The sequence below is a fragment of the Thermoleptolyngbya oregonensis NK1-22 genome, from assembly GCF_032705245.1.
Taxonomy (GTDB): domain Bacteria; phylum Cyanobacteriota; class Cyanobacteriia; order Elainellales; family Elainellaceae; genus Thermoleptolyngbya; species Thermoleptolyngbya sichuanensis.
In genome coordinates, this window is the sequence record NZ_CP053540.1 from 1,703,187 (window position 1) to 1,718,531 (window position 15,345).

Here is a 15,345-nt window from a genome sequence, read left to right on the forward strand (position 1 = left end):
CATCTACTAGTCTCTCCGGCAAGCGTTTGATCGCACGTTCTGTGACTTGATTGCTGACGTGTTGATAGTCGCTTTATTTTCTGTGCATTTCTTGTGCATTTCTTGTGCATTTCCTGTGCATTTCTCCTGCATTTCCTACAGCTAACCATCAGATAGGGAACACTCATGTCCACGATCATTACGGTGACGACGACCGCCGACAGCGGTGCTGGATCATTGCGGGCGGCGATCGCCCAAGCCACCAGCGGCAGCACGATTCGCTTTGCCAGCAGCCTGGCCGGGCAAACCATTACCCTCACCAGCGGCCAGATCAGTATTCCCGCTGGCAAAAATCTAACCATCGACGGCAGCACTGCGCCGGGGCTAAAAATTAGCGGCAACAACAAGTCGCGCATTTTTAACCTGCAATCGACCTCGGTGCAGCCTACCAGTTTGTCGGTGAAAAATCTGACGCTGACCAACGGCTTCACCACCGAGCGCGGCGGGGCGATCGCCACGGAACACCAGGGCAGGCTGACGCTGGAAAACGTCGTCTTTACCAACAACGTCGCCAACAAGGGCGGCGGCGCAGTGTTCAGCGCCTTTGAAGGCTCGCTGACGGTGACAGGCAGCAAGTTCACGGGCAACAAGGCCACAGCGGGCAATGACGAACGGGGGGCAGGGGCGATCGCCTTTTGGGGCCCCGGCCCGCTGACGGTAAGAAACAGCGAGTTTGTCAACAACCAGGGCATCAACGGTGGCGCGATCAACAGCCTCAACGGTAAGCTCACCATCGAAAATTCCAAGTTCCTCAACAACAGCACGACGGCTGCTTTTTACGACACAGGCAAGCCCAACCCGTTTTTGCGGGGCTTTGGCGGCGCAATCTACACCGACCGCGCCAGTTCCACCAGCGAAGCGTCCGGCTTTATCCGCATTGTCAACAGCGTGTTTGAGGGCAACAAGGGCAAGGGCGAAGGTGGTGCAGCCTACCTCTACACGGGCAAGCAAGATAGCGTCACCATTACGGGCAGTTTGTTCAAAGATAACGCGGTGACGGCACTGCCCCAGGGCAACGGGGGCAACGGCGGCGCATTCGTGGTCATGAGCAACGACCTGAACCGGGGGCTGACCATTAGCAACACGGCGTTTGTCGGCAACAGCGCCACAGGCCAGGGCGGCGGCATCTGGACGATGAAGGCTCCTGCTACGATTACCAACAGCACCTTTTCTGGAAACTCGGTCACTGGCCGCGGACCGAGCAATGTGGGCGGTGGCATGGCGCTCTACAACAACGCTACGATTGTCAACACCACGATCGCCCTCAATACCGCAGGCTGGGTCGGTGGCGGCGTTTCGGTGGCAGGTGGCAGCACTGCGACGTTACGAAACACCGTCTTTTTCAACAACACCGCAGCCAACGGCGGCAACACCTGGAATATCCAGCAGCAGAGCAGCGGCACGTTTGCTAACGGCGGCGGCAACCTGCAATTTTCCACCTTTGCGGGCGGTGCAAACAGCAGCAATCTGGTGTTTTCTGGCATTCGCATTGCCGATCCGAAACTGGGCGGCTTGCAGCAGATGAGTGACGGTTTTCTGCTGTTTCATCCGCTTCTGGAGGGCAGCGCTGCGATTAATGCAGGCGTTAGCTCCGGCGCACCCACGACAGACAAGCTGGGCCGCACCCGCGATAGCAAAATCGACATTGGGGCAGTGGAGTTTGGCGCAACGGGCACAGCGGTCAACCCGCCCACCGAAATCACGGGCACGGCGGCAGACGACATCCTGCTGGGCACTGCGGGCGCGGATGTGTTGCGGGGCGAAGGCGGCAATGACATCCTGCTGGGTAGGGCAGGCGGCGATACGCTGGTCGGCGGCGCGGGAGCAGACTGGTTTGTCTACAGCGCAGGACGACAGGGCAAGGCGCTCAGGCAATCGCTGGTCACTGCGCCTGATCGCATTTTGGATTTTAATGTGCTGGAGGGCGATCGCCTCGTGTTCGACTTTGACAACAACCTGACCACGCTGAACCGCCCCAAAGCGCTGTTTAATGCAGGCAGCCTCAAGGCGAAGACCCTGGAAGATGCCGTCAAGCTGGCCTACGCCGACAAAAATCAGAAGCGAGGCGGCCGTCAGGCGCTCAGGGCAAACGAAGCGGTGATGTTTCGGTGGAAGCGAGAGCTATACCTGGCCGCCAACAACGGCACCGCCAGCTTTAGCGCCAAGGATGACCTCGTAGTCAACCTCACGACCGCAACCCTCGCAGAAGGCCACGCCACCCTGGGCGCACTGCCCGTTGCCACCTACTTTGCCTGATCCCGGCTTGAGTCATCGCGAGACCTTTACTAAAACGACACTAAAACGACTAAAACGCTGCGCGATGGCAACTCCTCGCGCAGCGCTTTGTTAGCGGGTGTTTGGAAAGTCCTACTGTTTGTAGCAAAGCGTGCAGATCTCCCTAAATCCCCCTTAAAAAGGGGGACTTTAAGGCGGTTTCCCCCCTTTTTAAGGGGAGGCTAGGGGGGATCTCTGAGTGCTTAACATTACAGGCGATACCTTTTCAAACACCCTCCTAGGTAAACGTTCGATGTTGCTAGATTGCCAGACGTTTGGTGGCAGCGCTTCTGAGTAGGGCGAGAAGGTTTAGTAAGGCGAGAAGGTGTAGACCAGGCCCAGCGTTGCGCCCACGTCGAAGCTGTCAAACAGCCCAACGTTGATGCCCGTTGTCAGTGCCAGAGAAGACGTGAGGGGGATATCGAACCCGCCCGTCACCAGCAGGTCTACCTCGCTGTCGTCGCCAAAGGAGAAGGCAAGCCCTGCCCCAACGTAGGGAGCCAGCGTTGCGTATCCCGTCCGAATTGGCTCTAGGTCAAAGGTAACAGGCAGCAACACTTCTACGTCGTCCTCGATCAGCAGTCCTGGGCGAATCGACAGCGTGCGGCCTAGGGCAAACTTGCTCAGGATGGCGAAGCTGGTGTTGCCCAGCGCAGAGTCGCCGCCGATGCCCAGGTTCGCCCCAGCGCCAATGAAACTGGGGTTGATGCGGGATCTGCGGCCGAGCGCATCAGCCGTGCCGCCGACTGCATCCTGCACATCGGCAATCGTGGGACGACGCACCACCGCCCGACGAGCGCTAAAGGTGTAGCCCAGGCCCAGCAGGATACCAAAGTCTACTTCATCGCCGAAGGGCGCGAGGTTGGCTGATGCCGTCGCCACCAGCGAACTATTGATCGGAAAATCTAGCCCGCCCGTTAGCAAGAAGTCCACGTTGTTGTCATCGCCTGTAGAAAACGTGAGGCCCAGACCCGCAAAGGGCGCAATGCCCGCGCCTGGCCCGGCAATGCCAAAGTCGTAGGTCACAGGAACGAGGACGCTCACATCGTCTTCGATCAGCAGGCTGGGACGCAGGGAGAGGTAGGGATTGAGGGCAATTTTGCTGAGGACGGCAAAGCTGGTGTCGCCGATGGCGGCATCGCCTGCAATGCCCAGGTTGACCCCTATGCCGATGTAGCTGAACACATAGCGGACTTCGCGGGGGCCCGTTTGAGCAATTTCGATGGGGGTAGGAACTGAGAAGCCGGGATTAGATAGGTCTGGATCAAGCTCTGCATCGGTATTGGCGATCGCCGGATTGGTCGGCATTGGCTCTAGATCTGCGGCCGTGCCCATCGGCATCTCGATTTCAGCGGCTTCGACTTCAGCAGACCCAACCTCAGCGCTCTCGATGCTGGGTGTTGCAGCTAGCCCTGTAGTGCTTTCAGCGTCCGGCTCTGCGTCTGGGACAACCACGCCAGGTTCGGGAGCAACGGCTGCTTCGGGAGCCACCTCGACAGATTCCAGGGGTTCGACGAGCAAAGGTTCGACATTCAGCGAGCGAATCGGTGAAAGCGGGGGAATCGTGCTGCGAACTGAGGCGGCTGGATCAGGGGCGATCGCCCGAATGCCAGATTTGGTCGTTGATTCTGCGGCAGTTGATTCTGCAACGATAGCTTCTGCAACGATTGCTTCTGCAACGATAGCTTCTGAAGCAACGGCCGCCTGTCCCCCAACAATAACCGCAGACACCAACACGCTGCCCGACAGCAAGAGGCGCTGCCATTGGCGGGTAGATTGCAAATCGGATTTCATGGACTCACTCCTCAAAAGATTTCCTCAACACCGGATGCGATCGCAGCACTACCAAAATAAAGGCGCACTAGCACGTAAACCAGTGGCAACCTAATGGCAATAAACCACATCATGAATCGTGAAATAAATACACCTGGGGTCAGGAAATATCGAAAGGAATCGCTCAACCTTGCGATAGAAATAGTTGGCGATCAGCCGTCTTGCGCCTTTTTCCGGTCAGTGCTTTCGAGCATCACTGTTTCGCAGAATTTTACAAGGTGATACATATCTTTGCTAGATACGCTCGATACTTTACCGCCAATTTCATCTACACTACGGGTGTTTTGACGAGCGACTCTGAGGGCATTTGTTCTCGTGGGGCTGGCTCGTTTTGAGCCTTCAATTTGGAAATTTAGGCTGAAAATTTCGGTTGAGGAATTTGTTGAGAAGCGGCTAACTCAGGTTGCAAATTTCGGGTTCAAAGACTTGTAATAGGACTTACGCAGTTACGACGATTTCTCGCGGGCGCAACCCGCGAGAAATCATCCAAAACCGAGAAAACTGATCGCAAGTGCATAAGTCCTGTTGGATTTAAATTCCTAATTAAGCTGATTGAGAAACCTATGGGACAGGGCTTTCGGGGTGTTCGAGAGTTGCGAAATTGGGCGATCGCCCGGTTCTTTCCACTGCGGCGGATATCGCATCGGCCTTCTGTGAAATTAGGCGTAGGACTGGGCTTGGGGCTGCTGCTGAGCCTGCTGCTCAACCTGATGATGGCGCATCGCGTCAGTGCTGCCCAAACGGTGATTCTCCAGTTTCGGGATCAGCGGCTCTCGGTTCCCTATGCCGAACTGGCGACCTTTGCAGCGCAGAAAACCCTTTCAGAACCAACCCAGGCATTGTTGACTGCCGCAGAAATCGAGCCAGACGAAATGCACCACTGGCTGACGCAGGCGATCGCCCTCCCCAATCTGGATGCGCTGCCAGAGCGCCAATTTATCTTTCTCCAGATCAATAAAACGGTGGGCGATCCCCTCGGCAGTGAGCGGCTCGACGAGGTGGAAACGGCCCTTCGCCGCGCCCTCCGAGATGACGGCACGTTTTCTGTGCTGGAACTGCTGCAACAGTATCCCCAACCCGCCGTGCGGCTGGAAGTGGGACGACTGGAGCAAGCCTACACGGATGTGGAACTGGTGGTGAATCGGCTGCTGCCCGTGCTGCGGACGGTGCAAACGCTGCTGCCGGAGTTGGTGTGCGACTGCGCTGCAACGCCTGAAGCCACTCGTCTCAACGTCCAGTCCGGTGATCAGGCTCAAACGGCTGCGGCTGGGTGGACTGAGGCGGCTGCGGCGATCGCCCCTGCCATGCACTCGCCCCCCATCGAGTCGTCTTTCCAAACCACTGCCCTCACTGGGGCGATTGCCAGCGAAAAAAATCGCCTGATTGCAAACACAGGCATTCTTGCCGACCCCAGCGCCAGCCCAAAACAGACCGCCAGCCCAAAACAGACCGCCAGCGCTCAGGCTGTGCCCCCGCTGCCAGACTTTGCCAATCGGCGACTGGTGATTGCCCTGGGGCCGCTGCGCCCGTCTATCAGCATTGGCGAACTGACCACCTTTGCCGAAACGGGCTACCTTTCACCCGGATGGCGATCGATGCTGCGGGTTGCCAAAATTGCGCCTGATCAGTTTCGGGAGGCTTTGAACGACTCCATTAAAGCCAACGCCATTAACTTAGATGAAGACCTGAATTCTATATTGGGAGAATATGCGCTATTTAAGATTGGCGAGGTGATTCAAACCCCATCCAATCGCGCAAATATCCAGGCGCTGCGGTCTACGCTGGTGCTGTCTGCGGCGGGCGACGGGCAGTTCACCCTGCTGGAACTGTTGCAACGCTATCCGACCTCGCAAATTGTGCTAAACGGGTCGCGGCTAATTCGCTTGGGGCAGTTGGTCAATCGCGCTCCTTCAACGGCCGACGGGGCGATCGCCTTTGAATCGTGGCTGCTAAACCTGCAAGCCTCTGCCGCCGAAACCATCTGCGATTGCAATGTGGCAACCCCAAGATCACCCGTGCCCGAAGTGGCGATCGCCCCCGAAAAAGTTGCTGAATTCTTGCCCGCCAACTGGCAGCCCATCCCCGCCCATCGGGAAGAGCGCGGCTTAATCAAAATCGTTTGGCTGGCAGGAACCCCCTACGACATGGGCTATCAGCACGGCACCCTACTGCATGATGAAATCGCCAGCATTGGGGAGCGGCCGCTGCGGCTCGCTCGGCTGGCGGGCGTAGGGCTGGGACTGGGGCAACTGGCCAAAAACCGAGCCTTCCCAGAGCTACTAGAAGAATGCCGGGGCATGGCCGATGCGGCCAGCGATATCGGCATTGACATGGACGTTTGCATGATGATGTCCTATGCGGACGTGTTTCAGGAAATTCTCGGCTACACACTGCCGCGAGAGCTGTTTTGGGAAGGCTGTAACCAGTTCGTGGCCACCAACGCCGCAACAAAAGACGGACATCTCTACCACGGCAGCAGCGTCGATAACAATGAAAAACCCGTCGATTACGTCGTCTACAACCCCATCCTGTTTATCCGGCAGCCTCTTGACGGCCTGCCCCATGTGTTTGTCACCTATCCCGGTGTAATCTGGCCAAACTCTGGGGTGAATGTGGCAGGCATTTCGCTGGGACTGGATACGGCCCACGCGGCGGATATCACCGAACTGTCGCGGGAAGGGCGCAGTAACGTGCAAATCATGGGGCAAATCTTGAAAACGGCCACTAGCTTTGCCGAAGCCCGCAGCCTCATGGAAACGCAGCCTCGTGTGCGGGGCAACATCATCATGATTACCGATGGCAAGTCGCGGGAAGCAGGCGTGTTCGAGTTTACAGGGCGGCACTTGGGCGTGCGTCCCCTCCAGGACAACGGCGTGCTTTACGCGACCAATCATTTTGTCCTGCCGGAGATGTTTGAGCGCCAGCCGCTGCCAATTGACCTTTCGAGTGATCTCCGGTTTCGGCGCTTGGGGCAGCTTTTGGAGCCAGATGGCATCAGTTCTCGCTATGGCGAAATCGACCCGACGGTGGTGGCAGAAATTTTGCGCGATCGCACTCATCCCATCACGATGGAAGCCAGCCCGTTTGATGTGTTTGACGACGATGCCAGTCCTGGCGGCAATGGCGCGTTGCGACAGGCAATTTATGACCCGATGCGGCTCAAGGTGTGGATCGCGGCAGGCGATCCGCCTGTGCCCCAAAATCCGTTTCGCTGTTTTGCCGTTGGGCAACTGCTGGGGTTCCCCAACGCGGCGGGTTGCAACGCACCGAGCATCCCGTAGACGAAAGCCTTGCAGGCGGCTTTGCGCTGCCTAAGAAATTGCAACCGCGAATGTACGCAGGAAACCTACACAAAAAGCGGGGTTTTCCAGTATCCTGCTGTAATGCATACGGGAATTACTGAGATTTTTTGAAAGCTCCTTCCGGCGTGGTTGGATCGGTTCTCAGAAAACGGGTTGTTTTACAAAGCGGTTTTCTGGGGCGCAACTCGAGGAAACGATTGAGGAAACAGTTATGGTGCAACAATATTTTTCAGAAGAGGAGTGGGCAGTTTTAACGCAAGCGCCTATGCAGGCAATTATTGCGCTGACGCTGGCCGACAAGACCGATCCCGTCTCTTTTATGAAAGAGGTGCAGGCGGGTGTCAAGATTCTGGCGGCTGAGCAACAGCGTCAAGATCTCCCGCCCGATGGGTTGGTCAATTCAGTCGTCTCAGCGCTGAACGAAGTTGACCTAGCGGATGGCGCTCCGGCTGATTCACTGCTGCTCAAGAAGGAGTTTCAAATTCTCCGCTATATTCGTGATTTGAAAAACGCATCCGAAGGACGAAATGCGGCGATCGCCCATTTTGATAAACTCAAGTCGGTGCTGGCGGCGAAGGTGACGGGGGTGCAGGCCAATGAGTATAAGGGCTGGCTATTGGCGATCGCCACTAAGGTCGCCGAAGCTGTGAAAGAAGGCGGCTTTCTGGGGATTGGCGGCGAGAAGATCAGCGAAGCCGAAGCCTCGGTTCTCCGCAAGCTCGAAGATGCCTTGACACCGTAGTTTAGCCTTGGTTCACCGTTAATTTTGGTGCTAATCATCAGTGCAAAGGTCTGACGGTTTCAACTGGAAAAAACGGTTCTTTTCGCAGTGCTATAGGGACTTAAGAATAGAAAGACTGCTCCCTTTTAACCGGGCTAGATCGTTTGAACGTTGATTGCATGAATCGTCCTAACCTGTTGTTTGCTCTCTTTGTTTGATCTCTCTGATTGATTTTTAAGTAGTTAACTTTGGAGGAGTGGCTATGATTGGACTTTTAATTTCGATTTTGGTGCTGGCAATTAGCCTGCTGATTATTTCTAAACTGCCTCTGGGAATTGACATCGACAATCCCGGTGCGGCCCTGTTTGCGGGTGCCATTATTGGGGTGCTAAATGGCATTTGGTACGCCTTTCCGCAGTTTGTTCGCACGGCCTCCTGGCTGTTTACCCTGGGCATTGTGCCGCTGCTGGGTTCGGTCATTGTGTTTGGTCTGGCGGCCCTGCTGACTCAGGGCTTTCGCCTCCGCTGGGGCATCCTCAGCGCCATTGTGGGGGCGATCGCCCTGGCCATCGTTAGCTCGATTTTGAACGCTATCCTATCGGCAACAGGTCTACTGCCTGCGGGTGCGGTGTAGGTTATCCCGGTTCAGTCGGTTTCACGACGCGATAAAGCCCATCACAAGATAAAGCCCATTACAAACAGCGATGCCAGTCCTGCCACGATCATCAGCAGGGCTGGCATTGGCTTTCGGGTTTTAATCCAGCGCATAATAAAAACGACCACCAGTGCCCCAGTGATCAGCGCGGCCAGCCCCCGCGCCCAGGGTATGCCCGCTGCTTGCAAGATGCCTGACAAAAGGAGCAGCACACCGCTGATGCCGCCGGAGATGAGCGAGGCCTGGCTGCCCGCCTGCCGATAGCCAATGATGCCGCCGACCAGCGCCAGTAAGCCATAGGCGATCGCCGCAATTGCGCTAGGAGTAAGCACCATTGGGAAAATTCATCTCTAAAAAAACTCTGGCGAGCAATAAGCAACTGGCGATCGCACGCTCCCCAGCTCGATCTCCAACTGCTTACTGCCTGCTTAACAGTATTACAGCGTTTGGTGACAAATCCCTGCGCTCTGTAACGCTTGTTTATTACGATTTACCACTACGATGGACGACTATTTGCCGCCGTAGAAGAAGGCAATTTCCTTATCCTTGAGCGGGGCAAAGTCCGCCGCAATCAACATCTGATTTAGCTCTTCCTGAGGAATGTGCTTCGCGCCGATGCGGACAATGCGCGATCGCATGGTGTTGCTTACGCCGCTGCGCTGCCGACCCGCCTCCAGTCCCATCACCCGACTGTAGAGGTCTAATTTGGCTTGGGGAATGGGCGACCCGTCAAAATCAATGCCACGGGCGATCGCCTCATCCACTGCATCCGCCCCCGCTGTGGGGGAAGGTTGAGAATCTGTACTCATGGGGTGAACAGTCCTCCAAAAGGATTGAACAAAAGTGTTGAAAATTTGGCTTACAGGGAGCATCTTATCAATTCTCGTGGTCTTCCTTCGAAAATCGGGTACTCTCAACTAGGGGTTAAGCACCTCATCGTTTCCGTGCGACTCTACTTTCTACTTCGTGTTTCAACGCTTTCTTGACATTCGTGTGCGGCTTCTAATCAGCCTTGGTCTTGTGTTGGTGGGTGTCGCAGCGCTCCTGTTTACAAGCTCATCCGCTGTTTTAATCAATAGCGCTCGACAAACTGAGACTCGAAACCTGATTGAAAATCTGTTACGAGTCGAACAGGCATTACAAAACCAGCTAGAAACTCTCGGCAATGCGACCAGTGACTACGCAGCCTGGGATGATACCTATGCCTTTGCTCAGGGAAATAACCCTGGCTACGTAGAAGGCTCGATTACGCCGGTCACGTTTACCTCTTCCCAGACAGACTGGCTGGCGATCGCCCTCGATGCAGAGCTTTTCCTGTACATTGCCAGCTTTGACTATGAAAATGAGGAGATTATCCCAGGGGGTAAGGAATTTCAGGAAGCCGTCCAGGCGCTGCCCATTCTGTTTCAGTTCACTGAGGAACAGCCTAGCCCCCAAGGCATTGCACTGATCTCTGGTCAGGTAACTCTGTTGGCAAGTCGTCCAATTCTTAGAAGCGATGGCAGTGGGCCTGCGGCGGGCACCTTTATTTTTGGGCAAACTCTGGATGCAGAGAAAATTTCTCGATTAGCAGCCTCGACCCGTTTGTCGCTGTCGTTCTACCCTATCACTGCCCTGCCCGATGCTGATCACACGGACGCTTACAAACAGCTTCAGTCCGGGCAAACCAGCGTGATTACTCCGCTGAACACGAAGGCGATCGCCGCCTACGGCTTGGTTCGTGACCTCAAGAACCGTCCCGTTATGCTGGTTCGAATCGACGCGCCCCGCCCGTTGTATCAGCAAATGCAGCTCAGCCTGCGCTATTTGGCACTATCGCTGCTGGGGGCCAGCACAGTGTCGGGATTCATCATCTGGCGGCTGCTAGAGCGATCGCTCCGATACCTGCGAGAGCGCGATCGCATCCAGCAAGCCCTCCAGCAAGAAGCCGCTCTGCGTCAGTCGGAACTGCGCTACCGCGAAAAAGCCGAAGAACTCGAACGCACCCTCCAGGAACTTCGCAAAACCCAAGCCCAACTGCTCCACAGCGAAAAGATGTCCGGCTTAGGGCAACTCGTCGCAGGCATCGCCCACGAAATCAACAACCCCATCGGCTTCATCTACGGCAACATCACCCACGCCCGCCAATATGCCCATGCTCTGCTCAACCTAATCGACCTCTATCAGCAGCATATTCCCGATCCCCCACAACCCGTGCAAGAGGCGCAAGCCAGCATGGATCTCCCCTTTATCACTGCTGATTTGCCCAGAATTTTCAACTCCATGCGGGCAGGAGCCGAGCGCATCCGCATTATTGTTCTCTCGCTCCGCACCTTTTCCCGCATGGATGAGGAGGGACTAAAACGGGTCGATATTCACAACGGCATCGATAGCACGCTGCTGATCTTGCAGCATCGGTTTCAGACTTCTGCCCGTGGCTCTGTCATTCAAGTCACGACCAACTACGGAGATCTGCCTCCTGTAGAGTGCTACCCTAGCCAAATCAACCAGGTGGTTCTGAACATCCTCAACAATGCCATAGATGCCCTTCAGACCCCTCAAATTCCCAGTGGATTCCTAGCAGATTCCTCCCCTCCCCTGATCCATATTCAAACTCGATATCTGGAGAACAAGGAGGGCAAAGGGGGCAAAGCGGGTAAGGAGGGAAGCACTGATGGACACATCCAAATCCGCATCTCCAACAACGGCCCCCCAATCCCCGAAGATCTCCAACCCCGCCTGTTCGATCCCTTCTTCACCACCAAGCCCGTTGGCCAGGGCACCGGTCTCGGACTTGCCATGTGCTACCAGATCATCGTCGAAACCCACCACGGCATCCTCCGTTGTAATTCTGCCCCAGGACACCACACCGAATTCATCATTCAAATTCCTGTATCCCAGACAACCAAACGGTTTAAGGCATAAAGAAAATCTTTGATGAACTGCCCTTTCTAAAAAACTTGTCTACTCTGATAAGGAACAGACAGTCCCAAAAATCTATATAAAGCCTTGGGGTCGTGTGGGCTTTGCCTGCATTCGTCCTCTGTGAAGCGCTTTGGAATTTGGTTCGGCGTTGTCCAGCAGTAAGCAAGTAGGCAGAATCTATGGCACAGAGCTTTGGTCTCATTGGTTTGGCCGTGATGGGCGAAAACCTCGCACTCAACATCGAGCGCAACGGCTATTCAATGGCGGTCTACAACCGCACTGGTTCGGTTACAGAAGAATTTATGAGAACGCGGGCCGCAGGGAAAAACTTCGTCGCCTCCTACACCCTGCCTGAGTTTGTGCAATCCCTGGAGCGCCCCCGCAAAATCCTGATCATGGTCAAGGCTGGTGCCCCTGTTGATGCCGTGATCGAACAGCTCAAGCCCCTGCTTGAACCCGGCGACATGATCATCGACGGCGGCAACTCCCTCTACGAAGACACCGAGCGTCGCGTCAAGGATTTGGAATCCACCGGATTGCGCTTTATCGGCATGGGCGTGAGCGGTGGCGAAGAAGGCGCGCTCAACGGGCCGAGCCTGATGCCCGGTGGCACCGAAGCTGCCTATCGCGAAATTGAACCCATTGTCACCAAAATCGCCGCCCAAGTAGACGACGGCCCCTGCGTCACCTACATTGGCCCCGGCGGCTCTGGGCACTACGTCAAGATGGTTCACAACGGCATTGAATATGGCGATATGCAGCTCATTGCCGAAGCCTACGACCTGCTGAAAAATGCAGGCGGACTGACCAACGAGCAACTCCACGCTGCCTTCGCCGAGTGGAACACCACCGACGAACTCAACTCGTTCCTGATCGAAATTACCGCCGACATCTTCCAGAAGATTGACCCCGACACAGGCAAGCACCTGGTGGATTTCATCCTGGATGCGGCTGGGCAAAAAGGCACGGGTCGCTGGACGGTAATGAGCGCCCTAGAACTAGGTGTCAGCATTCCCACCATCATCGCAGCGGTGAATGCCCGAATCATCTCCTCCATCAAAGAAGAGCGGGTTGCAGCATCCAAGGAACTGACGGGGCCCAGCGGACTCTATGAAGGCGACCAGCAAACTTTTATTAACATGGTGCGGGATGCGCTCTACTGTTCCAAGATTTGCTCCTACGCCCAAGGCATGGCGCTGCTGGCCAAGGCTTCGCAAGAGTTTAACTACAACCTGAACCTAGGCGAATTGGCTCGCATCTGGAAGGGGGGATGCATTATCCGTGCTGGCTTCTTGAACAAAATCAAGAAAGCCTACGACGAAAACCCTGCTCTCCCGAACCTGCTGCTGGCTCCAGAGTTCAAGCAGACCATTCTGGATCGTCAGGCGGCCTGGCGTGAAGTTATTATGACCGCTGCTAAGGTTGGCATTCCGGTGCCCGCCTTCAGCGCCTCGTTGGACTATTTCGACAGCTACCGCCGCGCTACTCTGCCGCAAAACCTCACCCAGGCTCAGCGCGACTACTTTGGGGCGCACACCTACCAGCGCATCGACAAAGCAGGCACGTTCCACACCGAATGGGCCCCCGAAGCGCCCGCACTGGCTAGCGTCAGCTAAGGGTTAGAAGCGCTTTTCCTGCAAGAAACCGCCGCTTGGGTTGCTAGGCGACGGTTTTTTAATTCTCAAAATTTTTTAGTTCTAAAAATTTTGAGGTTTGCAGCGCAGCACTCAGAGATTCGTAGCAGACTGGCAGCAGTCAGAACTATCAGCAGTCAGAACCATCAAAAATTCTGGAAGCTTTGACTAGGATAACAGTCGTCCGTAGCTCCTGCCGTCCGCCATTGCAATCCACCATGTAGCTATTCCACTACACCCAAGACCGGTGCTTTGGCGCTGGAAACAACCTCATTGAGCAATCCACCTGCATAGGTTGAGGAATGCGTGAGCGCAAATTGCTGATAAGACGTTTGCATTTGAGCATTCACGGCAACAGTCTTGGCATCATACATCTGCATGGCAGGCTTGGGATATAGCCCGATCGCCACAATCAGCGCTAAGAAGCAAACGGCGATAAACAATTCTCGCGGCTTAGCATCCTCAAATTTCGCATCTGCTGGCAACACGCAGTTGGTTCCAAAGCAGGCAGCTTCCTCATTGCCCTGACGCTTCATTTCAAAATCGCCCAGGTCACAGGACGGAACTACATCGCACATTAGCTCAGCGCTCGTGCCAAAGAAGACCTGACGCAGCATTGACAGCAAATAGATTGGCGTAAGGATTAGGCCAACTGCGGAGAGAAACACCGTGACCGTGCGGAAGGTAGAACCGTAGACATCGCTCGTCGTCATGCCCATGAACACGGCGATTTCTCCAGCAAATCCGCTCATTCCGGGCAGCGCCAGCGAGGCCATTGCGCCAGCCGTGAATAGGGCAAATACGCGAGGCATCACCTGGCCGATGCCGCCCATCTTGTCCATCATCATGGTGTGGGTGCGGTCGTAGGTTACGCCAGCTAGGAAGAACAGCATCGAGGCAATCAGCCCGTGAGAAATCATTTGCAGCATTGCGCCGCTCACGCCGATATCGGTGAAGGACGCGATGCCTAGCAGCACAAAGCCCATGTGGGAAATGGAGGAGTAGGCGAGGCGACGTTTCATGTTCGTCTGCCCGAAGGAATTGAGCGCACCGTAGACGATGTTGACTGCACCAAGGATAGCCAGAACCGGAGCAAAGTAGACGTGAGCGTTGGGCAGAAGCTCCATATTCAAACGGATTAGCCCATAGCCACCCATTTTCAGCAGCACACCTGCCAGAATCATCGACACTGGGGAGGAAGCTTCGCCGTGAGCATCGGGGAGCCAGGTGTGCATCGGGAAGATGGCCAGCTTAACGCCGAAGGAGATTAGCAGCCCTGCGTAGAGCAGCAGTTCCATTGGCAGGGAGAAGTCCTTGAGGCGGAGGGCGGCAATGTCAAACGTAGTGGTGTCGCCGGAGAAAGCCATTGCCAGACCGGCCACTAGAATGAAGATAGAGGCGATCGCCGTGTACATTAAAAACTTCATCGCTGCGTAGCGACGGTTTTGCCCGCCCCAGATGCACACCAGCAGGTATACGGGAATTAGCTCCACCTCCCACATGATGAAAAACAGCAGGAGATCCTGAGCAACAAACACGCCCACCTGCGCCGCGTATAGCACCAGCATCAGCGCGTAGAACAGGCGCGGTCGCCGATCCACACCCCAAGCGGCAAACATCGACAGCGTGGTCACAAAGCCAGCCAGCAGCACCAGCGGCACCGACAAGCCATCCACCGAAACCGTCCAGCTTAGCCCAAGCTGCGACATCCACCCGAAGGTTTCCACCATCTGAAAGTCTGCGACAGTGGGGTCATAGTGAGTCCAGAAGGCGAAACACATCAGCACAAAGTCCGCCAACCCCACAGCGAGGGCGTACCAACGGACAATTCTGCCGTCTTTGTCCGGCAGCAGGGGAATCAGGAGCGCAGCCGCCAGGGGCAGCAGAACGATGGAGGTTAACCAGGGAAAGTCGGTCATGGCGATGAAGCGAGTGTAATGAGAATAAATACCTATTGGTATTGTAAAGTTATTTTACTAAACT

At 55.6% G+C, this 15,345-nt stretch carries 9 protein-coding genes and 1 pseudogene; 6 read left to right on the forward strand and 4 right to left on the reverse strand.

Annotated elements, in window-relative coordinates:
• Positions 1 to 168: 168 nt before the first annotated feature.
• Positions 169 to 2,295 (forward strand): annotated as a pseudogene (locus HNI00_RS07380) (bluetail domain-containing putative surface protein); the annotation flags it as partial.
• Between the two features lie 327 nt (positions 2,296 to 2,622).
• On the opposite strand, the gene HNI00_RS07385 reads toward HNI00_RS07380, so the two are convergent.
• A complete protein-coding gene (locus tag HNI00_RS07385) occupies positions 2,623 to 4,107 on the reverse strand; it encodes a hypothetical protein (RefSeq protein ID WP_316792059.1) in 1,485 nt (494 codons plus the stop codon).
• 602 nt (positions 4,108 to 4,709) lie between these two features.
• Between HNI00_RS07385 and HNI00_RS07390 the strand changes: the two genes are divergently transcribed.
• From HNI00_RS07390 to HNI00_RS07400, 3 genes are all read left to right on the forward strand, one after another.
• Positions 4,710 to 7,427 (forward strand): C45 family autoproteolytic acyltransferase/hydrolase, encoded by a 2,718-nt coding sequence (locus HNI00_RS07390; protein WP_316792061.1) that lies wholly within the window; start codon positions 4,710 to 4,712, stop codon positions 7,425 to 7,427.
• 232 nt (positions 7,428 to 7,659) lie between these two features.
• Positions 7,660 to 8,190 (forward strand): hypothetical protein, encoded by a 531-nt coding sequence (locus HNI00_RS07395; protein ID WP_316792063.1) that lies wholly within the window; start codon positions 7,660 to 7,662, stop codon positions 8,188 to 8,190.
• A 241-nt stretch (positions 8,191 to 8,431) separates the two neighbouring features.
• Entirely contained in the window at positions 8,432 to 8,803 is a 372-nt protein-coding gene (locus HNI00_RS07400; protein ID WP_316792064.1) for a phage holin family protein, read from the forward strand.
• A 41-nt stretch (positions 8,804 to 8,844) separates the two neighbouring features.
• On the opposite strand, the gene HNI00_RS07405 is transcribed toward HNI00_RS07400, so the two are convergent.
• Complete coding sequence (locus tag HNI00_RS07405) at positions 8,845 to 9,159, reverse strand: TMEM14 family protein (protein ID WP_316792065.1); 315 nt, start codon at positions 9,157 to 9,159, stop codon at positions 8,845 to 8,847.
• A 174-nt stretch (positions 9,160 to 9,333) separates the two neighbouring features.
• On the reverse strand, positions 9,334 to 9,633 hold the full coding sequence (locus tag HNI00_RS07410) for a small RNA NsiR4-regulated ssr1528 family protein (protein ID WP_316792067.1): 300 nt from the start codon (positions 9,631 to 9,633) through the stop codon (positions 9,334 to 9,336).
• A gap of 157 nt (positions 9,634 to 9,790) precedes the next feature.
• Between HNI00_RS07410 and HNI00_RS07415 the strand changes: the two genes are divergently transcribed.
• Positions 9,791 to 11,728 (forward strand): CHASE4 domain-containing protein, encoded by a 1,938-nt coding sequence (locus tag HNI00_RS07415; RefSeq protein WP_316792068.1) that lies wholly within the window; start codon positions 9,791 to 9,793, stop codon positions 11,726 to 11,728.
• A gap of 179 nt (positions 11,729 to 11,907) precedes the next feature.
• The gene (gene gndA, locus HNI00_RS07420; protein ID WP_316792069.1) at positions 11,908 to 13,344 is read left to right on the forward strand and encodes an NADP-dependent phosphogluconate dehydrogenase; all 1,437 of its coding nucleotides are present in this window, start codon (positions 11,908 to 11,910) and stop codon (positions 13,342 to 13,344) included.
• A 242-nt stretch (positions 13,345 to 13,586) separates the two neighbouring features.
• Here the strand turns inward: gndA and HNI00_RS07425 are convergent, their stop codons facing one another.
• Positions 13,587 to 15,281, reverse strand: a complete 1,695-nt coding sequence (locus HNI00_RS07425) for an NAD(P)H-quinone oxidoreductase subunit 4 (RefSeq protein WP_316792070.1) — start codon at positions 15,279 to 15,281, stop codon at positions 13,587 to 13,589.
• Between the last annotated feature and the right edge of the window lie 64 nt (positions 15,282 to 15,345).